At 71.1% G+C, this 22,458-nt stretch carries 20 protein-coding genes; 10 read left to right on the top strand and 10 right to left on the bottom strand.

Annotation, left to right across the window (positions count from 1 at the left end; all coding sequences use genetic code 11):
* From M8J74_RS36175 to M8J74_RS36165, 3 genes are all read right to left on the bottom strand, one after another.
* The coding region (locus M8J74_RS36175) for an arabinofuranosidase catalytic domain-containing protein (RefSeq protein ID WP_249840488.1) at positions 1–1,321 on the bottom strand (1,321 nt) is incomplete at its 3' end.
* Positions 1,322–1,884: 563 nt separating this feature from the next.
* Positions 1,885–2,907, bottom strand: a complete 1,023-nt coding sequence (locus M8J74_RS36170) for a LacI family DNA-binding transcriptional regulator (protein ID WP_249840487.1) — start codon at positions 2,905–2,907, stop codon at positions 1,885–1,887.
* Between the two features lie 187 nt (positions 2,908–3,094).
* Entirely contained in the window at positions 3,095–4,219 is a 1,125-nt protein-coding gene (locus M8J74_RS36165) for a glycoside hydrolase family 12 protein (RefSeq protein ID WP_249840486.1), read from the bottom strand.
* 916 nt (positions 4,220–5,135) lie between these two features.
* On the opposite strand from M8J74_RS36165, the gene M8J74_RS36160 reads away from it, so the two are divergent.
* Entirely contained in the window at positions 5,136–6,890 is a 1,755-nt protein-coding gene (locus M8J74_RS36160; protein WP_249840485.1) for a glycoside hydrolase family 6 protein, read from the top strand.
* Positions 6,891–6,968: 78 nt separating this feature from the next.
* Here the strand turns inward: M8J74_RS36160 and M8J74_RS36155 are convergent, their stop codons facing one another.
* The 3 genes from M8J74_RS36155 to M8J74_RS36145 all read right to left on the bottom strand — a co-directional run bounded on the left by M8J74_RS36155 (position 6,969) and on the right by M8J74_RS36145 (position 9,792).
* On the bottom strand, positions 6,969–7,817 hold the full coding sequence (locus tag M8J74_RS36155; RefSeq protein ID WP_249840484.1) for a calcium-binding protein: 849 nt from the start codon (positions 7,815–7,817) through the stop codon (positions 6,969–6,971).
* Between the two features lie 164 nt (positions 7,818–7,981).
* On the bottom strand, positions 7,982–8,731 hold the full coding sequence (locus M8J74_RS36150; protein WP_249840483.1) for an SDR family oxidoreductase: 750 nt from the start codon (positions 8,729–8,731) through the stop codon (positions 7,982–7,984).
* Between the two features lie 155 nt (positions 8,732–8,886).
* Entirely contained in the window at positions 8,887–9,792 is a 906-nt protein-coding gene (locus tag M8J74_RS36145) for an AraC family transcriptional regulator (protein ID WP_249840482.1), read from the bottom strand.
* Positions 9,793–9,946: 154 nt separating this feature from the next.
* Here M8J74_RS36145 and M8J74_RS36140 point away from each other — a divergent pair, with 154 nt between their 5' ends.
* The 3 genes from M8J74_RS36140 (at position 9,947) to M8J74_RS36130 (ending at position 11,793) form a co-directional block, all read left to right on the top strand.
* A complete protein-coding gene (locus tag M8J74_RS36140) occupies positions 9,947–10,264 on the top strand; it encodes a putative quinol monooxygenase (RefSeq protein WP_249840481.1) in 318 nt (105 codons plus the stop codon).
* 60 nt (positions 10,265–10,324) lie between these two features.
* Positions 10,325–11,281 carry an alpha/beta hydrolase gene (locus tag M8J74_RS36135; protein WP_249840480.1) on the top strand — a complete coding sequence of 319 codons (957 nt, stop codon included), beginning with the start codon at positions 10,325–10,327 and terminating at the stop codon, positions 11,279–11,281.
* Positions 11,282–11,472: 191 nt separating this feature from the next.
* Entirely contained in the window at positions 11,473–11,793 is a 321-nt protein-coding gene (locus tag M8J74_RS36130) for a hypothetical protein (RefSeq protein ID WP_249840479.1), read from the top strand.
* A gap of 33 nt (positions 11,794–11,826) precedes the next feature.
* On the opposite strand, the gene M8J74_RS36125 is transcribed toward M8J74_RS36130, so the two are convergent.
* The 3 genes from M8J74_RS36125 to M8J74_RS36115 all read right to left on the bottom strand — a co-directional run bounded on the left by M8J74_RS36125 (position 11,827) and on the right by M8J74_RS36115 (position 13,038).
* The gene (locus M8J74_RS36125; RefSeq protein WP_249840491.1) at positions 11,827–12,159 is read right to left on the bottom strand and encodes a SpoIIE family protein phosphatase; all 333 of its coding nucleotides are present in this window, start codon (positions 12,157–12,159) and stop codon (positions 11,827–11,829) included.
* Positions 12,089–12,595, bottom strand: a complete 507-nt coding sequence (locus M8J74_RS36120; RefSeq protein ID WP_249840478.1) for a GAF domain-containing protein — start codon at positions 12,593–12,595, stop codon at positions 12,089–12,091. Before M8J74_RS36120 ends, M8J74_RS36125 begins: the two co-directional genes overlap by 71 nt.
* 176 nt (positions 12,596–12,771) lie before the next feature.
* The gene (locus M8J74_RS36115; RefSeq protein ID WP_249840477.1) at positions 12,772–13,038 is read right to left on the bottom strand and encodes a hypothetical protein; all 267 of its coding nucleotides are present in this window, start codon (positions 13,036–13,038) and stop codon (positions 12,772–12,774) included.
* A gap of 347 nt (positions 13,039–13,385) precedes the next feature.
* Here M8J74_RS36115 and M8J74_RS36110 point away from each other — a divergent pair, with 347 nt between their 5' ends.
* The 3 genes from M8J74_RS36110 (at position 13,386) to M8J74_RS36100 (ending at position 15,065) form a co-directional block, all read left to right on the top strand.
* Complete coding sequence (locus tag M8J74_RS36110) at positions 13,386–13,745, top strand: DUF6204 family protein (RefSeq protein WP_249840476.1); 360 nt, start codon at positions 13,386–13,388, stop codon at positions 13,743–13,745.
* A 98-nt stretch (positions 13,746–13,843) separates the two neighbouring features.
* Complete coding sequence (locus tag M8J74_RS36105; protein WP_249840475.1) at positions 13,844–14,671, top strand: SAM-dependent methyltransferase; 828 nt, start codon at positions 13,844–13,846, stop codon at positions 14,669–14,671.
* A gap of 73 nt (positions 14,672–14,744) precedes the next feature.
* Positions 14,745–15,065 (top strand): GatB/YqeY domain-containing protein, encoded by a 321-nt coding sequence (locus M8J74_RS36100; protein ID WP_249840490.1) that lies wholly within the window; start codon positions 14,745–14,747, stop codon positions 15,063–15,065.
* A 17-nt stretch (positions 15,066–15,082) separates the two neighbouring features.
* Here M8J74_RS36100 and M8J74_RS44885 read toward each other — a convergent pair whose 3' ends face one another.
* Positions 15,083–15,382 (bottom strand): helix-turn-helix domain-containing protein, encoded by a 300-nt coding sequence (locus tag M8J74_RS44885; protein WP_308406171.1) that lies wholly within the window; start codon positions 15,380–15,382, stop codon positions 15,083–15,085.
* A gap of 261 nt (positions 15,383–15,643) precedes the next feature.
* On the opposite strand from M8J74_RS44885, the gene M8J74_RS36090 reads away from it, so the two are divergent.
* The 3 genes from M8J74_RS36090 (at position 15,644) to M8J74_RS36080 (ending at position 22,439) form a co-directional block, all read left to right on the top strand.
* Positions 15,644–16,762 carry a GNAT family N-acetyltransferase gene (locus M8J74_RS36090; RefSeq protein WP_249840474.1) on the top strand — a complete coding sequence of 373 codons (1,119 nt, stop codon included), beginning with the start codon at positions 15,644–15,646 and terminating at the stop codon, positions 16,760–16,762.
* Positions 16,763–16,886: 124 nt separating this feature from the next.
* Positions 16,887–18,128 (top strand): DegT/DnrJ/EryC1/StrS family aminotransferase, encoded by a 1,242-nt coding sequence (locus M8J74_RS36085; protein WP_249840473.1) that lies wholly within the window; start codon positions 16,887–16,889, stop codon positions 18,126–18,128.
* A 138-nt stretch (positions 18,129–18,266) separates the two neighbouring features.
* Entirely contained in the window at positions 18,267–22,439 is a 4,173-nt protein-coding gene (locus tag M8J74_RS36080) for a beta-galactosidase (RefSeq protein ID WP_249840472.1), read from the top strand.
* Positions 22,440–22,458: the final 19 nt, after the last annotated feature.

Here is a 22,458-nt window from a genome sequence, read left to right as displayed (position 1 = left end):
CGGACGTGCGGGTCCAGGTCTGGTTGGCGCCACCGCTGCAGTCCCAGATCCGCAGCTGCGTACCGGCCGTGGTGGACGAGTTCGGCACGTCCAGGCACTTGCCCGCGCCCACCGCGTGCAGCGCGCCGGTGCTCGCGCCGCCGGAGGAGGTGCCGTACCCGGCCGCGGTGATGTTGGCCTGTACGGCGTTCTCGGTGGCGTCCGAGGGATAGCCGGAGGTCATCGCGCCCTCGTAGAAGGTGCCTTGGGCACCCTTGCTGTTGTCGCCGCCGATGCCCAGGATGATGGCGCCCTGCTTGCGCATCGGGTTGTAGCCCGCGACGTTGGGGCGCACACCGTCGTAGAAGGTGGACAGGGAACCGGACTGGGCGTTGCCGCCGCGGATCGCCCAGTGGTTCGGGCCGCCCTTGATGACGGCGGTCGTGTAGCGGTGATTGATGCTCGGGTCATTCGCGTTGTAGTGCTGGTTCACCCCGGAGAAGAGGCCGTTCTCCAGGTCGGCCATGATCCAGGGGCCGTTGCCGCTGCCGTAGCCCCAGACCTTGATGTTGCCGAAGTAGATGGCCTCCATGGTGCCGTTGCCGTCGTCGTTGCTGTCCGTCTCGGCGTTGCCGTAGTCGAAGCAGCAGCCCCCGTTGTAGTGCGTGCCGTCGAGGATCGCGTACATGCCCTCGGGGTTGTCACCGGTGGCGATGCCGTTGGTGTGGTTGTTGCGGTAGCCGGTGCCGGGAGCCACGTAGACGCCGTAGGCCTTGTGGCCGCCGACCGTGGTGGGTGCGGCGGTGGCGTTGGCGAGGTTGTCGGGGCCGCCCGCGGCGCCGCCGCCGGGCGCCTGGGTGAGGTTGTTGCCGCGGCCCGACTGGTCGTAGATCACCGTGATCAGGCAGGTCGTCCCGGAGCAGAACGAGTCCTGGGCGGAGGCGTCGGCATACCCGCCCGCGCTCAGGACGCCGATGTTCCGGGTCGTGTTGTCCGAGGAACGCCGGACCTGGTACAGCGGCCCGTTGTACGAGGCGTACAGCGCGCGTGTGGTGCTGTGCGCCGCGACGCAGGGCGTACCGCCCGACGCGTAGAGGTCGCAGGGGCCGGACGTGGCCGCACGCGCCGACCCGGCCGTGGCCGCCGCCCCGGCCAGGGTTCCGGCGACGAGCGCGGCCGCGGCGGTCGCCCGGGCCAACGTCCGCCACCGGGAACGGACCGAGCGCACCGGTGTTCCGGGCGACGCCCCTGCCGGATCGCCCCGGTGCCGTAACGCCGCGAGCAGCCGCTCGATGCCGCCGCGCCCGGGCAGCCGACGGCGTCTGTCACGTGTGCTTCCCATCTGAGCTCCCTACCGTGCCGGCGCAACCCGCTCGGGGTGTGGTGGTGGCGCTGACGAATGTCCAAGCGCTCGAACGTGCCGTTGTGCAGTGGGATCGCGGAGAGGTTCGGGGGAAGACGGTGCTCCCTGTCCCGCGGGGCACTCGAGCGTGCCAAGGCCCCTGCTGTGAACCTCGTTGCGAATCGATTCGACTGCTGATTGGCGCGCTTCGCAAGTCGTCTGCACCGTCGAAAAGTTGCGGTGCGTCGGCGGACGGACCGCGGCACGGTCACCTGCGGCGCGGGCACCCGCCGACCGGACGCCGGAGGACGCAGCCGCCCCCGGGTCCTCCGGGGGACCCGCCATCATGGCGATGAGCAGGGCGAGTTCGTGTCCCATGGGCCCTGGGGCGCCGGTACGCCGGAAGGCGCTCCCGCCGGACGGGACCCTGCCGGCGCGCCGACGCCGCACTTGTCCCGCGGCAGGCCGCCGAGCCCCGTCTCCCGCCGGTCGCGGCTCCCCGTCGAAGCGCTTGCGTCGAACCGATTCGCCTTGCAAGGCAGGACACTTGGCGGAATGCGAGCTCAGGCCGATTCGCGGACGACGAGTTCCGTACGCAGGATGACGTGGCGCCAGGCGACGAAGGGCTCCTCCATCTCCTCCAGCAACAGGCGGATCATGGCCCGCCCCATCTCCTCGACGGGCTGACGCACGGTCGTCAGGCGGGGCTCGGTGCGCTGGGCCAGCGAGAAGTCGTCGAACCCGATCACGGCGACGTCCTCCGGTACCCGCCGCCCCGCGGCTCGCAGCGCCTGCAGCGCGCCCGCCGCCGAGGTGTCCGACGCCGCGAGGACACCGTCGATCTCCGGGTGCCGGCGCAGGAGTTCGGCCATGGCGCGGCGCCCGCTGTCCTCCGTGAAGTCGCCCTCGGCCACCAGGGACCGCGAGCCCTTCAGGCCGGCCAGGTCCAGGGCGTCCTGATAGCCGCGCAGCCGGCACTGGGCGACGTACATGTCCAGCGGGCCGGTGATCGTGGCGATCGTTCGGCGGCCCTGCTTCAGCAGACGGGACACGGCGTCGCGGGCACCGCCAACGTTGTCCGCGTCCACATAGCTGACGTACTCGTCGCCCGAGCGGCGCCCCAGCAGCACGGTCGGCAACCGGGCCTCGGCCAGCATGTCCGGCAGTCGATCACCGGCGTGCACGGACATCATCAGCACGCCGTCGACCCGTCCGCCGCGTGCGTACTCCAGGAACCGCCGGCGCTCGTCCTGCGAACGCACCAGCGTCAGCAGCAGTTGCATCCCGGTGTCCGCCAGCGCGTCGCCGAGGGAGCGGACGATCTCCGAGAAGAACGGCTCGGCGAACATCCTCCAGTCCGGTTCCGTGAGCACGAGGGCCACGGCGTCGGCTCCTCGCCCGGCCAGCGACCGGGCGGCCAGGTTGGGCACGTACCCCAGTTCCTCGATGGCGCGTTGCACGGCCAGCCGCGTCGACTCCTTCACTCCGGCCGCGTTGTTGACGACTCGGGAGACCGTGCCCCGCCCCACCCCGGCGTGAGCGGCCACCTCTTCCAGCGTCGGCGCCCCAGGGCGTCGCTTGCCCATCACCACCTCCCCCACGAGATCACCGATCCTACGGCCCGAGGTGCGGGGCGCACGACGTTCGGCGCATCATCAACTGGGCGCCGATGAGCGGAAGTCGGGATCGGGGACGGTCGCGAGGGAGGTGGCGGAGGGTTCGGTCCCGGTCGCATGCGGCCGGACGGCCGTCAGGCGCTGCGCGGCGGCGTCCCTACGCCGTGGTGCAGGCCGTTCCGTTCAGGCTGAAGCCGGCCGGTTTGGCGAAGCTGCCGTCGTAGGTGCCCTGGAAGCCGAAGGAGACCTGCGCCCCGGCGGCGATGCTCCCGTTGTACTGCGTGCCCCCGGCCGTGACCGCCCCCGAGGAGCCGGAGAGGGCGGCGTTCCACGCGCTGGTGATCTTCTGTCCCGCGGGCAGGGTGAAGGCGAGATTCCAGCCGTTCACCGGGGAGGAACCGGTGTTGGCCACCGTGACGTCAGCGGTGAAGCCGCCCTGCCACACGTTCGTGCCGTAGGTCACCTTGCAGGCCGACGAGCCGCCCGGGCCGCCGGGCGTGCCCCCGCCGAGGTTCACCGACGAGGAGAACGACGTCACGGCCAGTCCGGCGCCGTTCTGCCAGGGCTCGAAGCCCGCCTGAACACTCGTCAGGTACCAGTTGTCCTGCGCGAGTCCGCGGGAGACGGCCTGCCGGAGGAAGTCCATCACGTCGAAGCTCCAGCTGTCGATCGCCGACGGCGCGACGAAGGACAGCACGTCGTTGGAGCCGTTGTTGCCCGACCACACCTGCCACGAACGCCCGGCGACGGAGGCGGTTCCGGTCTGCGAGCCGACCGGCTGCACCGGCCCCGTGTGGTTGAGCCAGATCATGATCTCGGTGCGATTGACGCCGTCGGTGCGGGGCGTGGGGTCCAGCCAGATGTCGTACGCGGCGTCGTAGACCGCGTTGCTCACGTAGCTGTAGGAGATGCTCGAGGGGGCGCTCGAGATCGAGCTCAGCCGGGCCGGGAGGTTGGTGCCGGGTGAGCAGTTGGTGTAGTGGCAGCCGTTGAACACCGACGGGTAGGACTTCGGGCCGCCGTTGGTCGGGACCGAGCCGTCGGCCTGGGCGATCCGGAAGCCGGAGTTCGTGACGGTGATGCACTGGGTGGCGCTGGTTCCCCAGCGGTTGTTCTGGACGACGTAGCGGCCCTGGATCGTCGTCGAGCCGTACTGCTCGCAGATGGTCGTGTCGGCGTGCGACGGCGAGGTGGCGGTGAAGAGCGCCGTCAGGGCGAGGAGCGAGGTGAGCAGCGCGCCGAGCAGGGCGCGCGCACCGGCTCGGGGTTTCGACTGTTGCATGCGGTTCCTCCGTGGGGGTGTGAGGGGACGGCGGGAGCGGCGTTCGACTTGGGAGCGCTCCCACCTCGATCTGAGCGGACATGATGCGCGATGCGATCATGCTCCTGACAAGAGGAGGGGCCGGGCGACCCTCGGGGGGATTGAGGGCCGCCCGGCGCGGTGACCCCGTCGGCCTACGACGGAGTCGCGCACGCGGAGCTCGGAGAGGGGCGATTCGAAGGGCTCCGCGTACGAGCCAGGGGACCGCCGGCCGGATGCCGGCGCGGTGGATCGTGACAGAAGGACCGCGGGCCGCGCCGGCCGGCGTTCGACGCGGACCATGGCCCGACTCCGTGCGCGCGTGCGGGATCCATGTTTCTGGTTCCCTCCTTGCGAGTGCGGCTCGAGGGGGGTCAAGGCTTGAACCAGTGGGAGCGCTCCCAATAGTGGGGACGGTCACGGCTGCGGTCAAGCCTTCAAGAAGTTGAATCGTTCGATCCGAACCAGTACGGAAAAGTCGAGCAACACCCCTGTGCAATCAGTTGTGTTGGCGCTACCGTCCGTTGCACCAGTGGGAGCGATTCCATCACTCGACGCGTCCGTCACGGCGCGCCAAGCTGCAAGGAGTCGCTCATGCGACACCCCCCGCATTCAGTGCTTTTACCCATCGCCGACGAGGCCCCGCCCGACCGGAGCCCGGGCCTGCCGGTCTCCTCGGCGCAGGCGGCGCGCACGCGCCGCGGCCGGAGCACGTGAGGCCGCCCGGCGGACGGCATGGCGATCAGCCCTTCCTCCGGCCGGTGAACCGGCCGTTTCCCGCACCGGGCATTCCTGGTCCGCGCCGACCGCGGCGCGCCCACACGCCCTCGTGCGCTGCACGAACACCCGCACTCCTTGAACCCGTGATCACCACTCAAGGGAGAAGGAACCCGTACTCATGAGTCGTACAAGACTGCCCCTCGTCGCCGCGCTGGCACTGGTCGCCGGGACCTCGGGGACAGCGTTCCTCGCGGCACCGGCCGGTGCCGCCGTCGCCTCCGTGCCCTGCACGGTGGACTACAAGATCCAGAACCAGTGGGACACCGGCTTCACCGCCGCCGTCACGGTCACCAACAACGCGGCCGCGAAGTCGAGTTGGTCGCTGAAGTGGTCGTACGCCGGCAGCCAGCGCATCACCAGCGGCTGGAGCGCGAAGATCACTCAGAGCGGTACCGCGGTCACCGCCGCCAACGAGACCTACAACGGCACGCTGGCGGCCGGTGGTTCGGTCAGCTTCGGCTTCAACGGCTCCTACAGCGGGACCAACTCCGTGCCCGCGACCTTCACCCTCGACGGTGTCACCTGCAACGTCGACGACGGCAGCGGCTCGGGCGGCGGAGGCGGCACCGGGGGCGGGGGCGGGGGCGGGGGCGGCGGCACCGGCGGCGGAGGCACCGGGAACCGGGTCGCCAACCCCTACGCCGGGGCCAAGGGGTATGTGAACCCCGAGTGGTCGGCCCACGCCGCGGCAGAACCGGGCGGCAGCCGGATCGCCGACCAGCCCACCGCCGTATGGCTCGACCGGATCGCCGCGATCAACGGGGTCAACGGCGGCATGGGCCTGCGCGCCCACCTCGACGAGGCGCTGAAGCAGAAGGGCTCCGGCGAGCTGGTCGTCCAGCTGGTCATCTACGACCTGCCCGGCCGCGACTGCGCCGCGCTCGCGTCCAACGGCGAACTCGGACCGGACGACATCGACAAGTACAAGTCCCAGTACATCGACCCCATCGCCGCGATCCTCGCCGACCCCAAGTACGCGGGCCTGCGGATCGCCACGGTCATCGAGCCCGACTCGCTGCCCAACCTGGTCACCAACGCCGGTGGCACCAACAGCACCACCGCCGCCTGCGTGACCATGAAGAGCAACGGCAACTACGAGAAGGGCGTGTCGTACGCACTGTCCAAGCTCGGCGCCGTCCCCAACGTCTACAACTACATCGACGCCGGTCACCACGGGTGGCTCGGCTGGGACAGCAACCTCGGGCCGGCCGTGCAGGAGTTCGCCAAGGTCGCCACGACCAACGGCGCGAGCGTGAACGACGTGGCCGGGTTCATCGTCAACACCGCCAACTACAGCCCCACCAAGGAACCGAACTTCAAGGTCACCGACACGGTGAACGGACAGACCGTGCGCCAGTCGAAGTGGGTCGACTGGAACCAGTACGTCGACGAGCAGTCGTACGCCGTCGCGCTGCGGGACAAGCTGGTCGCGGCCGGGTTCGACTCCGGTCTCGGCATGCTGATCGACACCTCCCGCAACGGCTGGGGCGGCTCCGCCCGGCCCACCGGCCCGGGACCGCTGACCTCCGTCGACGACTACGTCAACGGCAGCCGCATCGACCGGCGCATCCACGCCGGCAACTGGTGCAACCAGAGCGGCGCCGGCCTCGGCGAGCGGCCCACCGCGTCCCCGGCCGCCGGGATCGACGCCTACGTCTGGGTCAAGCCCCCGGGCGAGTCCGACGGTGCCAGCTCCGCCGTCGCCAACGACGAGGGCAAGGGCTTCGACCGCATGTGCGACCCCACCTACGGCGGCAACGTCCTCAACGGCAACAACCCCACGGGCGCCCTGGCGAACGCGCCGCTGGCCGGGCACTGGTTCTCCGCCCAGTTCCGGCAGCTCATGCAGAACGCCTACCCGCCTCTGCCGTGACGCCGTGAAGTGCCTCCGGAGCCGGTCCTCGCCGAGGGCCCGCTCCGGAGGATCACGATCGGGTGCCGGGCTCGCGGCTCAGGGGCGTACGTCGACGTAGTCGCCGGCGGCCTTGGCGGGCCCGGTGGTCGTGCTGCCCGCGAAGTTCCAGCGCCAGTAGCCGTCCCGGACCGCCTTGACCTTGGTCGAGAGCGTGCCGGTGGTGCTGGTGGTCGCCGTGGCCACCGTGGTGTAGGTGCTGCTGTCCTTGGGCCGGAACTGGAGCTGGACCGCTCGGCCCGCGTAACCCGCGTACCGGTAGGTGTCCCAGTTGGCGCGGACGAGCTTGCCGGTGACGGTGATCCAGTGGCCCTTGGCGACCGGCTCCGGTGCGGCGTTCACGGTCAGCCGTGCCGCCCGCTTGAGGCTGAACGACCCCACGTTCGGGGCGTACACCGAATCGCCGTCCTGGGCGTCGACCAGGGCATCGACCGACCAGGTGCCCGCGTTGGCGTTCGCCAGGTCCACGGGATCGTCGCTCCCCGGGGCGGGATGGGCGTTGACGGTGAACGCCATCGTGCACGCCGTCGCGCTCTCGCACTGGGTGTCAGTGGTGTAGAAGCCGCCGTGCGGTCCCTTCAGATCCACGTCGGCGTACAGCAGCCCGGAGTCGTCCGAGCCGGTGACGGTGACCGGGAAGGACACGTCGTGCGTGATGCCCACGATCACGTCGTGCCCGGAGTTGACGGTGGCGCCGCTGACCACGGGGTCGCCGAGTGCGGTGCGGGACGTGCTGCCGGACGCCGGGCCGGACGCGCTGCCGGACGCCGTGCCGGACGTGGTGCGGGACGTGGCGTCGGCCGAGGCGGCGGCCCCCACCACCAGGCCGGCGACGACGCCGGCCACCGCGCCGCGCCGCAGCACGCCGGCAACAGGTCTGTGGATCATGATTCCTCCCAGGAACAAAGGCCCTGTTGCCAACCACCCCACGAGCGACGGCGCTTGGCGGTGAGAGCTGTGAACGGACGTGTGTCACCCCGTACGACTGCCGAACCCGGCCGACCGTTGCGCCGGGTGAGCCGGCAGTTGTGCCAACTCCCGCCGCGGGCCCGTCACTTCGCCTGGGCGAGCCGGACCGCGTCCGCACCCGCGGGGAACCGGAGCTGTCCGGTGGTGTCGTGCACGGCTCGCCACACCGTCTCCGCCACGTCGCTTTCCCGGGTGAACAGTTCCTGGCCGCTGAAGTCGGCCATGGCCTTCCTCGCGAAGGCCCTGTACGGCTCCGGCACCAGCTCCTCCGGTGCGGTGCCGTTCGTCGCCCTGGCCGCGAAGTTCGTCGTCAGGCAGGCGCCCGGCTCGACGGCCCTGGCCCGCACGCCGAACGGCTCGAGTTCGAGGGCCAGGGAGGCGGTGAACCCCTCCACGGCCATCTTGCTCGCCTTGTAGACGGCCGACAGCGGCATGTGGCCCAGCACCACGCTGGAGGTCACGTTGACCACCACTCCGGACCCGCGCTCCCGCAGCTGGGGCAGCACCGCCTGCGTCATCGCCATTACGCCGAAGGTGTTGGTCTCGAAGACCTCGCGCACACGGGCCATGGGGGTGCCCTCGAACACGCCGATCGAGGGGACACCCGCGTTGTTGACCAGGACGTCGACGGGACCTGCCGCCTCGACGGCCGCCGCGATGCTCTCGGGGTCGGTCACGTCGAGCGCGACGACGCGGAACCGGTCCGACTCGGGCAGCAGGCCCGGGCGCGGGGTGCGCATGGTGGCGACGACGTTCCACCCCTGAGCGTGGAAGTGGCGGGCGGTCTGCTGCCCGTAGCCGGACGAAGTGCCGGTGATCAGAACGGTGTTCATGACGAAGTCCTCACGACGGAAGGGGATCCGCGGGCGGGAATGTCCTGCCGCGCGGCGAAGGGTGGGGGGTACGGATCCCATTCCACAGCTCTGACCTGGGAGGACGGTAGATCTATCCTCTCCGCTGCGTGCACGATCCTGCCGCTGCGCGTCCGTCAGGGCAGGACGGTCGCGGGGGTGCGCGCGGAGTCGCGGAGACGGGTGGCGTCCCGGCTCGGGGGTGCGCCGAACTGGCGGCGGTACTCCCGGCTGAACTGCGAGGGGTTGTCGTAGCCGACGCGCCGGCCGACCCCGGTGACATCGCCCGGGTGGGTGGCGAGCAGCAGCCGGGCCTCCTGCAGCCGGATCTGCTTCTGGAACTGGATGGGGCTCATCGCGGTCACCGCCTGGAAGTTGCGGTAGAAGGCGGACGGGCTCATCCCGGACATCCGCGCGACGTCCTCGACCCGGAAGGGCTCCGTGTAGTGCTCGCGGATCCAGCGCACGGCCCGGGAGATGTGACTCAGTCCGCTGTCGGCGAGGCCGAGCTGACGCACCGTCGCCCCCTGGTCACCGGTGATCAGCCGCCACAGGATCTCGCGCTTGATCAGGGGCGCCAGCACCGCGCGGTCGCGGGGTTCGTCCAGAAGACGCAGCAGCCGGACCACCGCGTCCAGCAGCGGCACGGGCGCGTCACTGACGGCGATGCCCGAGGGCACGCCCGCGCCGGCGCGGGGAATGTCTCCGGGCCCCGCCTGCAGCAACAGCTCGGCGATGGCGGAGGCCTCCAGCGTCATGCCGAAACCGAGGGCCGGCCGCTCGGGGTCGGCCTGGAGGAACTCTCCCGTGACGGGCAGGTCGACCGAGGCGACCAGGTACTGGCCGGGGCCGTAGGCGTAGACGCGGTCGCCGAGGGCGAGGCGCTTGGCGCCCTGCGCGATGAGGGCGAAGACCGTGCCGGACATCGTCGGCGACGGCGGATCCGGCCGGTCCACCTTGGAGATCAGGACGCCCTCGACGGCCGTCGTCCAGTCCGGTCGGGCGTGGCGGGCCAGCAAGGTGCGGAGCTCTTCCAGGCACATGCCCCCATTCCAGCACCGATCCATACCCCTGCTCCCCGAGCCGGGAGGATCGTGCAAGTGCGGGAGAGCATCGGTCTATCGTTTGCGCAGGTCAGAGCGGTTGACTGGGATCAGCAAGAGCACACGGCATTCCCTCGACCGAGAAGAGGCTTCCATGATCGCCACCTATGGTTTCTCCGCCACTCTGACCGCGCGGCCCGGAATGGGCGACCGGCTCGTCGACCTGCTGCTGACCGGCCTGGACGAGGGCAGCCCGGGGACGAGCGAACACTGCCTGGTCTATCTCGTCTCGCGCTCCGCGTCCGACCAGGACGTGGTCCACGTCATCGAGGGCTGGACCAGCGAGGAGGACCACCACCGGATCTTCGCCGGCGAGGCCGCCCAGGCCATCGTGGCGCGGATCGGCGAGCTGCTGGCCAAGGAGTCCGAGTACACCGACCACGTCCCGGTCCGCGGCCGGGCCGCGTTCTGAGGCCCCCCTTTCTCTCTCCCTCTCCCTCTCCCTGAACCACTCCACGAAAGGCAGCACCCGATGACCACCGCACGCCCCGCCCTCGACCCCGAACTCCGTGACCTGCTCACCGGCATGCCGCTCATGTCCCGGCTCGACACGGAAGTCCTCGGCACGCTCCGCCGGCTCCCCTCCACGCCCGTCGACACCCTCCTCGCCCACCGGCGGGTCGACCGGCGCGAGATCACCGTGCCCGCCGGCGACGGTGTTCCCCTCCCCCTGTCGGTCTACCGCCCCGCACACGCCGGCCGCGCCGGGACCGCTCCCTGCGTCTACTGGATACACGGCGGCGGCATGGTCATGGGCGACCGGTTCTCCCAGATCGACATCCCCCTGGAATGGCTCGACGAGCTCGGCGCGGTCGTGGTGAGCGTCGAGTACCGGCTCGCCCCGGAAGCCACCGGCACCGTCCCCGTCGACGACTGCTACCAGGGACTGCTCTGGGTCGCGGAGCACGCCACCGAACTCGGCGTCGATCCCGACCGGATCATCGTCGCGGGCGCCAGCGCGGGCGGAGGCCTCGCCGCCGGGGTCGCCCTGCTCGCCCGCGACCTGGGTACGCCGGCGATCACGGCCCAGGTGCTGATCTGCCCCATGCTCGACCACCGCGGCACCACACCCTCCAGCCGTCAGTACTCCGGCGTGCCGGGCGTGTGGACCGGCGAGATGAACGCCTTCGGATGGCGCGCGCTCCTCGGTGATCTCACCGACGACGCGATTCCCGCACACGTCTCCCCCGCGCTCGCCGGCGACCTTGCCGGCCTGCCCACGACGTACATCGACACCGGCTCCGCGGAGGTCTTCCGCGACGAGGACGTGGACTACGCCTCCCGCATCTGGGCGGCCGGCGGTCAGGCCGAACTCCACGTCTGGGCAGGCGGTTTCCACGGGTTCGACGCCCTGTTCCCGCAGGCACGGATCTCGGCGACGGCCCGCCGCACCCGCACGGACTGGCTCGCCCGGCACCTGTCGGCATGACAGGAGGCGGGAGGGTTCACTCCGCCGCGAGGCAACCCGTACGGCCATGGGCGCATCCGGGGCGGCGTCTCAAGGGGAAGAGACATGGAACCCGTACGCGTGGGCGTCGTGCGACACTGCCTCCGCCCTCGACGTCGGTCCGCGCAAGCCGGGTAAGACAGATGTTCTCTGCTTCACGACAAGGCGGTCACATGCAGTCGCCAGCACCACGGTCCCGTTTCACGGAACTGTCGACGGCCACCGTCCACCCAGGGCTGGCCGAGGCCGAGCACAGCCGGCTGAGCCACGTGCTGGCGGCACGCTCCACCCTGCGCATGGCGGAGGGCGCCTTGATGGTGCTCGGCCCCATGCCGCTCGACGACGCGGCCCGGTGCCTGGTGGACCTCTCCCGCATGCTCACCATGCACGCACATGTCGTCGCCGAGCACGTACTGGACCTCGTGCAGGGCAAGTCCGTGCCCGCCCACGTCGGCGACGCTCTGCAGGCCGTCCTGTCGCAGTACCGCACCTGACACGGACCAGAGGCGCTCACGGCTTCGACGCGGTCATGCTCCGGGCACCGCACGCCGGGAAGGCCCGGGCAGACGGGCCACGAGGACGGCGACGTCGTCGGCGTGATCGGTGGCCAGCCCGGTGAGGAGCTCGTCGCAGAAGGTGTCCATGGACTCCCGGGCGAGGGCGGCGGCGTGCTGACGCAGCCGGGTCATCCCCGCGTCCAGGCCCTCGCCGCGTCGCTCGATCAGTCCGTCGGTGTAGAGGAGCACGGTGGAGCGGGCGGGCAGCACCTCGACGGTGTGCGGGCGCGGCTCACCGGGTTCGACGCCGAGCAGGAGGCCCTGGCCTCCGGTCAGATGGCGGGTGTCGCCGTCGTGGGTGATCAGCAGGGGCGGCGGATGTCCCGCGCTGGAGAAGTCCAGCGTCCAGGCCCCGTCGTCGCGCTCGCCCCCGCCCGGTACCGCGGCCCACGGTGACCGCGCCCAGCACCTGCCGCCGGGCCCGCAGCGGAGCGACGACGGCGGTGTCCGTGCCCAGCTGGGCGAACAGTTCCAGCTGCCGCGCGTGCAGCGGGTCCGCGGCCTGTGCGACGGGGAGCATGTCCGCCGACGTCAGCAGCAGCGGGCCGGCCCCGGCCAGGACCCTGGCCAGCGGCCCCGCGGGCACCTCGGGGACGGGGGGCAGCGCACCGGTCAGGCCGCCGACCGGCAGGACGTCGGGGTCGTGGTGCACGACGCTGACCCGGCGCGGCCGGCCGTCGTCCTCGATCAGGTCGACCGCGGCCCAGTCCGCCAGCTGCGGGACCAGGATCCGGCACACCCGGCTCAGGCCCTTGTGCGAGTCGAGCGTGCTGGACAGCGCCGGTCGTCGCCTCCGCGAGCAGGGTCAGCCGGTCCAGCGCCCGCTGCACCACGTCATCGACCTCGAAGTCGTCCACCGTCTCCGACTTCCCCGTACGGCGTCTCTTCCACCCCGGCACGCCGGGACGGGAGCGGTCAGGCCAGCGCCCGGTATCCGTGCGCCTCCAGCCAGCCGATCAGTACGTCCCTCTCCTTCAGGGCCGTGGCTCGCGCCGCACCGGCGCCGGTGGGCCATGCCGGCGCGTCCAGGACGCGGTTGGCGGCCCACAGGCGCAGCTGGCTTACCGTGAGCCGGTCCAGTTCGCCGGCCTCCGTCCAGCGCTTCGCCTGCGCGGTGGCCGACTGGCCTTGGGCGAAGAACTGATCGACAAGACCTTCGGCCACGGAGTCGAGCTTCGTCATGGCGGCCTCCCGTGGGGTACGACACCAAGGTGCGCTCTTTGGCCGGCCCAGGCGTAGGGTCCACCGGTACCCCGTGCGCAGCCGGCCAGCCCACTCCGCGTGGCACCGGCGGCCCCACGAGGCCGGCCGCAGTGCCCTGTGGCCGGCTTCAGTGCGCGGCACAGCGTGCCGGCGGCGGCCCCGATCGCGCCCCCGACGCCCTGGTCGCGCCCCCGACGCCCTGGTCGCGCCCTCGACAGGGCTCGCGTCGGCCCTCGTACTCGGCGGGGTCGCGCAGGAAGCGGCCTGGGGTTCGACGGCACCTGAATTCGGTGGAGGCCGTCGATCTCGCTGGCTAGGGTCGCGGGATGAGTACGCGTACTTTCCGGATCACGGTCCGCGGTGTCTTCGACGGGCTCGACGCGGACCAGCGAGCCGAACTCCTCTCCCGCGCCACGGAGCACGACGTGCTGCGCGCGGCCTTCACACCCGAGGGTCACCTCAGTTACGACGTGGCGGCGCGTGACGCCTTCACCTTCCGGTTCCTGGACTCCGGGGAGGAAGAGGAGGACATCCTGGAGGCGTCCGCACGCGCCGAGGAGGCGGCGAGGGCCTGGCTCACCGAGCGCGGTTACGGCTACAAGAATCTCCGGTCCCAGGCGGAGGACCTCTCGCAGGCGCCCCTGGGCAAACGGCAACGCCGCGCCGCCGCCCGGAAGAACGCCTGAGCCGCGCCCCTCGGACGGCCTCCGAGGGGTGAGCCGCTCGTTTCGTGATCCTTGGAGGATTTCAAAAACGCGGTCGTCAGGGCGCATTGCGGGGAAGAATGTGCGCCATGACGTACGAAGGCCCCGCCATCGACCCGAACAAGCCCAGCATCGCCCGCGTGTACGACTACTTGCTCGGCGGCAAGGACAACTACGCCGTGGACCGCGAGATCGGCGATGTGTTCAAACGCGACCTGCCCGGGTCGGTGGCCATCGCCTTCGCCAACCGCGCGGCCCTGACCCGGGCGGTCAGGGAGATCGCGAAGAGCACCGGGGTGCGTCAGTTCATCGACCTGGGCAGCGGTCTGCCGACCGCCGACAACGTCCACCAGGTCGCGCAACGCCACGCTCCCGAGTCCCGCGTCGTCTACGTCGACATCGATCCCCAGGTGCTGGTCCACGGCCGTGCGCTCCTTGAGAACAACGAGTTCACGCGTGTCGTCGCGGCCGACGTACGCGACCCGGAGGCCGTCCGCAACCACCCGGACACCGTCGAGATGATCGACTTCGACCGTCCGGTCGCCGTCATGTTCAGCGCCATCCTCCACCACGTCAACGACGAGGAGGACCCGGCCGGCATCGTCCGCTTCTGGCGCGATCAGGTGCCCTCCGGAAGCTACTTCTTCGTCAGCCACTTCCGCTCCGGCAACAACCCGGAGACGGAGGAGGCCGAGAAGGTCCTCCAGCAGACCTTCGGCCGCGGCCGGTGGCGCACCGACGCCGAGATCGCTTCTCTGCTCGACGGCCTGGAGATCCTCGAACCCGGCATCGTGCCCGCCTCGTTGTGGCGCCCGGAGAAGAACGACAACCCGTGGTCCTCCGACGGCGACCGGGAACTCACCGTCTGGGAACGCCTCATCGCCGCGGGACTGGCCCGCAAGCCGTAGCACGCGGCACGCGGCCTCTAGGATCACGGGCATGTCCCTCCGACTTCGTATGCGACAGGCCCTGCCCGAGGCGATGCGCGCCCGCGACAAGGCGGCGGTGAGCGCCCTGCGCTCGACCCTTGCCGCGCTGGACAACGCCGAGGCGGTGCCCGTGGACGAGGTCGAGCCGCGCGGCTCGGCCCTCGAGCAGTCTCCGGTCGGCGTCGGTGTCACCGAAGCGGCGCGGCGCGAGCTGAGCGAGCACCGGGTGGTGGACGTCGTACGCGCCGAGGCCGCCGAACGGCTGGAGGCGGCGGCGCAGTTGACCGCTCCCGGGCACGCCGACCGGGCCACGCGGCTGCGCGCGGAGGCCGATGTGCTGCTTCGTCTGCTGGACGAGGCCGCCACCGCGTAGGCGTCGGTGCCGGTCGCTCAGGGGAGCGGCCGGCCGCGCTCCAGCAGGGCCAGGCCCAGTGACGTGATGGTGTGCAGGACCGCCCTGCCCTCGCGCCGGGTGGTGATCAGGCGGGCGTTGCGCAGAACCGCCGCGTGATGGCTGGCGGTCGCCGGCAGCCGCCCGCGCACCGACACCTGCCGGCGGCGGAAGGCCACGGTGGCGGCGTCGCGGTCCTTGAGCAGTTTCACGGTGTCGAACGTCTCCGCCGCCACGCCGATCGTCGTGGCGACGCGGGTCCGCGCCAGGTCCTCCGCCGTGAAGTGGACGCGTTTCACCGAGCGTCCCGTCCTCCGCCTCTCCAGTGGCTCACCGCAGTCTCGGTTCCGGACGGGAGTCACACGATGATCAATCAGGCCACGGTCGTGAGCCGCGACACGGGCCCGGCCAGTGCCCGGCGAGGCCCGGTGGAGGGGCTGTGCGGCCTTCTTCGGGGTCCGTCCAGCCCAAGCGCGCGGCAGTGAGCGGCCGCCATTCTGGTAGGTGGCACACCCGGTTGCACGTCCCTTCCGCCATCAGGCAGGACGGCAGGTCGAGAAATGGACGTCACGACGCACGCGGCCGATGAGCTGAGCCCCGCGCTCGTGCGGGCCTGGCACCGTGCGATGGACGAGTCCCCGCAGTACGCCAACCCGTTCCTGGCACCGGAGTTCGCGGCGGCGATGGCCCGCCACCGGCGTGGGGGCGTGGTGGCGGTCCTGCGGGAGGAGCGGGAGCCGGTCGGGTTCTTCCCCCACCAGCGCAGCGCCTTCGGCGTGGGGCGGGCCATCGGTCTCGGCCTGTCCGACTGCCAGGCCCTCGTGCACCGGCCCGGCGTCACCTGGGACCCGCCGGAGCTGTTGCGGGCCTGCGGTCTCTCGGTGTTCGAGTTCGACCATCTCGTCGAGGAGCAGAAGCCGTTCGAACGGTATCTCACGGGCACGTTCGCCTCCCCGGTGATCGACCTTCCGGAGGAGGGGAACGGCTTTGTGGAGAGGCTGCGCCGCACGTCCCCGCGGCACACCAAGACGACGCTGGCCAAGGAGCGCCGTCTGGGGAGCGAGGAGGGCGAGGTGCGCTTCGTGTTCGACGAGCGCGACCGGCGGGTGCTGCGCACGCTCATGCAGTGGAAGTCCGCCCAGTACCGCCGGACCGGGAGGATGGACCGTTTCGCCCGGCCGTGGATCGTCGACCTGGTGGACGACCTCTTCACCGTCCGCACGCAGCACCTCACCGGCATGCTGTCCGTGCTGTACGCGGACGACCGTCCGGTGGCCGCCCACTTCGGGCCGAGGTCGCACACGGTTCTCGCGGGCTGGTTCACCGCCTACGATCCCGCGTTCAGCCGCTACTCCCCCGGGTTGATCATGCATCTGCGGATGATCGAGGCGGCGGGCCGGCACGGGGTGCGGCTGGTGGATCTGGGGCGCGGCGACATGGAGTACAAGAACTGGCTCAAGACCCGTGAACTGCGCGTCGGTGAAGGTCTCGCGTACCGCCCGAGCCCGGTGGCGGCGGCCCACCGGCTGTGGCGCAGGCCGGTGCGCGGCCTGCGCAACACCGTCCTGGCCCACCCCGCGCTGCGCCGGCCCGCGGACCGGCTCCTGAGGACGGCCGGCCGGCTGCGCACCTCGGGCCCGCTCGGCACGGGCTGGGCGCCGGGAACCGACACGCGCTGAGCCGTTCCCCCGTCGGACTCGATCACCGGTCACCTCCAGAAGGCGCCCAGGCCGTCCCGATCACCAGTCACCTCAAGAAGGCACCTAGGCCGTCCCGATCACCGATCACCTCAGGAAGGCAGCCATGGCGTACGGATCCCGACTCGCCGCGATGATGGCCCGGCGGCTGGGACGCGCATGCGTCTACACGCCCTCGGCACGGCTGGCTGTCTACCTGGCCCTGAGGCGCTGGTGCCGGCCGGGCGCACGGGTGCTCATGTCCCCGGTGACCGACGACGTGATGCTCTTCGTGGTCCTCGCGGCCGGGCTGCGTCCGGTCCTGGCCCCGGTGTCGGTCCGCGACGGCAACATCGACCCGGGGGCCGTACCCGAGTCCGTGTGGCGCGGCGTGGACGCCGTGTTGACCACGAATCTCTACGGGATGCCGGACCGGATGGAGGAACTGGCCCGCCGCTGCGAGGACTTGGGCATCCCGCTGTTCGAGGACGCGGCGCACGCGCTGGGTACGCACGTGGCGGGCCGTCCGATCGGCACCTTCGGGACGGCGGCCGCCTTCAGCCTGTCCAAGCACGTGGGAGGAAAGGCCGGCGGCTTCCTCGCCGTCGAAAGTCCCCGCACGTGTCGGGAGTTGGAGGCGTTGCGCGACGACCTTCTGGTGCCGGGCCGGCTCGGCGACGACCTGGCCACGACGCTGCGGCCACTGGCCCGCTCCGCCGTGCGCGGCTCCCACCTGGTGAGCCCCGTGTGGCGGACGATGCAGCGCCTGGGGCTGCTGGAACGCGACGGCTACCGCATGGATCTGCACGCGCCGCTGCTGGCCGCCCGCGCCCCGAAGGCGCCGAGCCTGACCGCGTACGAGCCGTGGATGCGCGTCGACCTGCACGGCTTCCGGAACCGTCACGGACTGCTCGTCCAGGCGCCGTTGGCGCTGCGGATGGCCCGGCTCGACGACAATCTCGCCCGGCGCCGGGCCGGTGTCCGTGTACTGTCCGAGACCCCCTGGGCCGCGCCCGCGCTGCGCGACCGGACGGCGCACGAGGGCGCTCTGCCCCTGTTCCGGGTGCCGCTTCTCGTCCACGACCGCGACGTCCTCGTCGACCGTCTGGTGCGGCACGGCGTCGTGACCGGATACGTCTTCGATCCTCCGCTCGACGACTACGCGGGCGGCGAGTTCGTCGACCCCTCCCCCGACCCGTCGGCCGCACGCTGGTTCGCCTCGCATGTGCTGCCCGCCGATCCCCTGCTGGCCCACAGCGTGGTCACCGGGCTGACCCGTGCGCGTGCGGCCGACGCCGCGCCCGACCTGCCGGCGGCGGCCTCGCGCGATGCGTGCTCCCCGTCGCACCCGTCACCGAACAGCCGGTAGGCGACGGGAGGTTGGTGCGCGCCTCCGCCGTCCCGGCCGTGTCCTCCCGCCCCATTGTGTTGCGCCGTGCGCCCCCTTACTGTTCGACTTTGCCTGAGTCTGTTGGATGTTGATTGCTCAGGCGGTATGGAGGCCGCAGTGCTGAGTGATCGGATCGGTTCGACAGCTGCGAGACCCGGCCACGGCCGATGGTGGAAGGCGGTCCTCTCCGCCGCCGCCACCCTCGCCCTGGCCGCGGGCACGACCGCGCCCGCCACGGCGCAGGACGGCGGCGGGCGGCCACCCGGCGCCGTGTCCGCCGCCGCTCCCCAGGCGCACACGGTGAGCCTCGACGACTACTCGTTCCTCGTCGACGGCAAGCGCACCTACCTGTGGTCCGGGGAGTTCCACTACTTCCGGCTCCCCAGCCCGGACCTGTGGCGCGACATCTTCCAGAAGATGAAGGCCGCCGGCTTCAACTCCACGTCGCTGTACTTCGACTGGGGGTACCACTCGCCCAGGCCGGGCGTGTACGACTTCAGTGGCGTCCGTGACGTCGACAAGCTGCTCGACATGGCCCAGGAGGCCGGGCTCTACGTCATCGCCCGCCCCGCGCCCTACATCAACGCCGAGGTCGACAGCGGCGGTCTGCCCGGCTGGCTGACCACGAAGGCCGAGAACAACCGCAGCGACGACCCGCGCTTCCTGAAGTACGCGGACGAGTGGCTGAGCCAGATCGACCGGATCATCGCCCGCCACCAACTGACCAACGGCACCGGCTCGGTCATCGCCTACCAGGTGGAGAACGAGTACTACAACGGCTCCGCCGCCGGCCACTCCTACATGAAGCACCTGGAGGACAAGGCCCGCGCCGACGGCATCACCGTCCCGCTGACCGGCAACAACAACGGCACCTTCAACTCCGGCACCGGCGCCCTGGACGTCGACGGTCCCGACTCCTACCCGCAGGGCTTCGACTGCTCCAACCCCACGAAGTGGAACGGCGTCCCCGACATCAGCTACGACCACCCGGCCGGCAAGCCGCTGTACTCGCCGGAGTTCCAGGGCGGCGCCTTCGACCCCTGGGGCGGCCCGGGCTACGACAAGTGCGCCCAGCTGATCAACGACCGGTTCGCCGACGTCTTCTACAAGCAGAACATAGCCGTCGGCGCGACCGCCCAGAGCTTCTACATGACCTACGGCGGCACCAACTGGGGCTGGCTGGGCATGCCGCAGAACTACACGTCGTACGACTACGGGGCCGCGATCCGCGAGACCCGGCAGCTCGATCCCAAGTACGACGAGGACAAGCTGATCGGCTACTTCACCCAGTCGGTCGCCCCGCTGACCAAGACCGAGGCCATCAGGACCACGCCGCCGGACAACTCGGCGATCGTCGACACCGCCCGGATGAACCTCGACACCAGGACGCAGTTCCACATCCTGAGGCACGGCAACTCCACGTCCACGGCGGTCGACAGAACCCATATCTCGCTGGACCTCAACGCCCAGCCCGCGAACGACACCTCCTACACCTGGGACGACCCCGACTCCGCGCTGCAGTACACCGGTTCGTGGTCGCACGTCGCCGACACCAGCTACACCGGCGGCGACTACAAGCACACCGAGTCCTTCTCCAACAAGGCCGGCGACTCGCTCACCGTCCCCTTCGACGGCACCGCGATCCGCTGGATCGGCTCGAAGACGAACAACCACGGCTACGCCGACGTCTACCTCGACGGCACCAAGGTCGCCACGGTCGACGACTCCGGCGGCGAGAACCAGGCGGTGCTCTTCCAGAAGACCGGCCTGCCCTCCGGCGCGCACACCCTGAAGATCGTCGTCGCCGGCAGGCACAGCTCGGGGTCCACGGACGACTACGTCTCCATCGACGCCATCGACGTGCCGACGGCCGCCGCCGCGGAACCCACCTACCCGGTCGTGCCCCAGCAGCCCGGCACCGCGATCACCCTCGACGGCCGCGACTCCCACGTGATCACGGCCGACTACCGGCTGGGCGACGCCCAGTTGCAGTACTCGACCTCCGAGATCATGACCAGCGCGGCCATCGGCGACCGGGACGTCGCCGTGCTCTACGGCGACGCGGGCAGCGACGGCGAGACCGTGCTGCGCTACTCCTCCCGGCCCACCGTGACCACCAGCGGCGGCACGGCCACGACCACCTGGGACGAGGCCAGTGGTGACCTGCGGCTGAACTACACCCACAAGGGCCTGATCCGCATCGGCGTCACCGGCGGCGGAAAGCCCCCGCTGACCCTGCTCGTCGGCGACAAGGACACCGCCAAGACCTTCTGGCGCCAGGACACGGCGAGCGGACCGGTGCTCGTGCGCGGCACCCACCTGCTGCGGACCGCCACCAGCCTCGACGGCGGCCACACCGTGGCGCTCACCGGCGACAACGCCGACGACAAGAACATCGAGGTGTTCACCGCGGCCGACCACGTCACCTGGAACGGCAGGACGGTGAAGACCCGGGTGACGGACACGGAAAGCCTCACCGGGACGATCCCCGTGGCCGCCGCGGTACACCTGCCCGCCCTGACGAACTGGAAGCACGCCGAGGAGTCACCCGAGGCGGCACCCGGCTTCGACGACTCCACCTGGCAGGTGGCCGACAGGACCACCACCAACAGCGTCTCCGGCGCCACCTCACTCCCCGTCCTGTACGCCGACGACTACGGCTTCCACACCGGCAACACCTGGTACCGCGGCCGCTTCCGCGCCACCGGAAAGGAGACCGGCGTCCACCTGGTCTCCGACTCCGGTGGCGGGGCGCAGGCGTTCTCCGCGTGGCTCAACGGCACCTTCCTGGGCAGCTCCACGACGGGCAGTGCCGACTTCTCCTTCCCGGCCGGTTCGGTGAAGGCGAAGGGCGACAACGTCCTGTCCGTCCTCACCGTCAACATGGGCCATGAGGAGGACTACAACTCCAGCAACGGCAACAAGACGCCGCGCGGCCTGACCAGCGCCGCCCTCGTGGGGGCGCCGCTGACCTCCGTCACCTGGCGGGTGCAGGGCGTCCGCGGCGGCGAGGACCTCCAGGACCCCGTGCGCGGCGCGCTCTCGACGGGCGGCCTGTACGGCGAACGGGCCGGCTGGTCCCTGCCGGGCTACCCCGACGGCAAGTGGAACCGGGTGGCCCTGCCCACGGCCGACACCCGCCCCGGGGTCTCCTGGTACCGCACCGACGTGAACCTCGACCTGCCGCGCGGCCAGGACACCTCGCTCGGGCTGACGTTCACCGACGACCCGTCACGCAAGTACCGGGCGACGATCTTCGTCAACGGCTGGCAGGTCGGCAACTACGTCAACTACCTCGGCCCGCAGCACACCTTCCCGGTACCCGACGGAATCCTCGATCCGAACGGCCGCAACAGCGTCGCAATCGCCGTGTGGAACCTCGACGGCAGCACCGGCGGCCTGGGCAGGGTCTCCCTCACCGACTACGGCAGTTACGCCTCCTCGCTGCGGGTCGCGCAGAACGACAGCCCCCGCTACGACCCTCGCAGGTACGCGATGCCGAAGCGTCCGGGAGCCGACGTCCTGCTGGACGTGCCCGACACCGCTCAGTCCGGGCAGGCGTTCACGGCCCGGGCCACGCTGCGGGTGCCCAAGGGCGGGCCGTCCGCGTCCCGGCCGACGGCCGCGCTCTCCGCGCCCGACGGCTGGAGCGTCAGCGCCACGAGTCCCACCTCGGCCGCACGCGTCCCCGCCGGCGGGTCGGCCACCTTCACCTGGAAGGTCCAGCCGCCGAACGGGACCCTGCCGTCCGCCTCCGCGCTCACCGCGACCGTGCGCTACCGGCAGCACGGGCGGCAGGCCGTGGGCGAGGACGAGCGCATCGTCGGCGGCATCCCGCCCGCCCCGCCGGCCGGCCAGAACGCGGTGAGCGACCTGCCGTTCCTGACCGCCACCAACGGATGGGGACCGGTGGAGCGCGACAGCAGCGTCGGCGAGCAGGCGGCCGGGGACGGCCGTCCGATCCGCATCGCCGGGACCGGCTACACCAAGGGCCTGGGCACCAACGCGGTCAGCGACGTCGAGCTCTATCTCGCCGGGCACTGCTCGCGGCTGACGGCGGACGTCGGCGTCGACGACGAGACGGGCGGTGCGGGGACGGTGACGTTCTCCGTGATCGCCGACGGCAAGACCTTGGTCACCACGCCGACGCTCCGGGGCGGACAGGCCGCGGTACCGATCGACGTCGACGTCAGCGGGGCCCAGGTGATCGAACTGAAGGTCGGCGACGCCGGCGACGGAAACGGCAACGACCACGGCGACTGGGCGAAGCCCACGCTGACGTGCGGCTAGCGAACGGGTGACACACGCG

Source organism: Streptomyces panaciradicis, assembly GCF_023516615.1.
Classification (GTDB): Bacteria; Actinomycetota; Actinomycetes; order Streptomycetales; family Streptomycetaceae; genus Streptomyces; species Streptomyces panaciradicis.
This window is presented reverse-complemented; position numbering and strand designations above follow the sequence as displayed.

Excerpts from the sequence above, each read along its gene's own strand:
- M8J74_RS36170 (WP_249840487.1), bottom strand. The coding sequence starts at position 2,907 with ATGGGCAAGCGACGCCCTGGGGCGCCGACGCTGGAAGAGGTGGCCGCT.
- M8J74_RS36165 (WP_249840486.1), bottom strand. The coding sequence starts at position 4,219 with ATGCAACAGTCGAAACCCCGAGCCGGTGCGCGCGCCCTGCTCGGCGCG.
- M8J74_RS36160 (WP_249840485.1), top strand. The coding sequence starts at position 5,136 with ATGAGTCGTACAAGACTGCCCCTCGTCGCCGCGCTGGCACTGGTCGCC.
- M8J74_RS36155 (WP_249840484.1), bottom strand. The coding sequence starts at position 7,817 with ATGATCCACAGACCTGTTGCCGGCGTGCTGCGGCGCGGCGCGGTGGCC.
- M8J74_RS36150 (WP_249840483.1), bottom strand. The coding sequence starts at position 8,731 with ATGAACACCGTTCTGATCACCGGCACTTCGTCCGGCTACGGGCAGCAG.
- M8J74_RS36145 (WP_249840482.1), bottom strand. The coding sequence starts at position 9,792 with ATGTGCCTGGAAGAGCTCCGCACCTTGCTGGCCCGCCACGCCCGACCG.
- M8J74_RS36140 (WP_249840481.1), top strand. The coding sequence starts at position 9,947 with ATGATCGCCACCTATGGTTTCTCCGCCACTCTGACCGCGCGGCCCGGA.
- M8J74_RS36135 (WP_249840480.1), top strand. The coding sequence starts at position 10,325 with ATGACCACCGCACGCCCCGCCCTCGACCCCGAACTCCGTGACCTGCTC.
- M8J74_RS36130 (WP_249840479.1), top strand. The coding sequence starts at position 11,473 with ATGCAGTCGCCAGCACCACGGTCCCGTTTCACGGAACTGTCGACGGCC.
- M8J74_RS36115 (WP_249840477.1), bottom strand. The coding sequence starts at position 13,038 with ATGACGAAGCTCGACTCCGTGGCCGAAGGTCTTGTCGATCAGTTCTTC.
- M8J74_RS36110 (WP_249840476.1), top strand. The coding sequence starts at position 13,386 with ATGAGTACGCGTACTTTCCGGATCACGGTCCGCGGTGTCTTCGACGGG.
- M8J74_RS36105 (WP_249840475.1), top strand. The coding sequence starts at position 13,844 with ATGTGCGCCATGACGTACGAAGGCCCCGCCATCGACCCGAACAAGCCC.
- M8J74_RS36100 (WP_249840490.1), top strand. The coding sequence starts at position 14,745 with ATGCGCGCCCGCGACAAGGCGGCGGTGAGCGCCCTGCGCTCGACCCTT.
- M8J74_RS36090 (WP_249840474.1), top strand. The coding sequence starts at position 15,644 with ATGGACGTCACGACGCACGCGGCCGATGAGCTGAGCCCCGCGCTCGTG.
- M8J74_RS36085 (WP_249840473.1), top strand. The coding sequence starts at position 16,887 with ATGGCGTACGGATCCCGACTCGCCGCGATGATGGCCCGGCGGCTGGGA.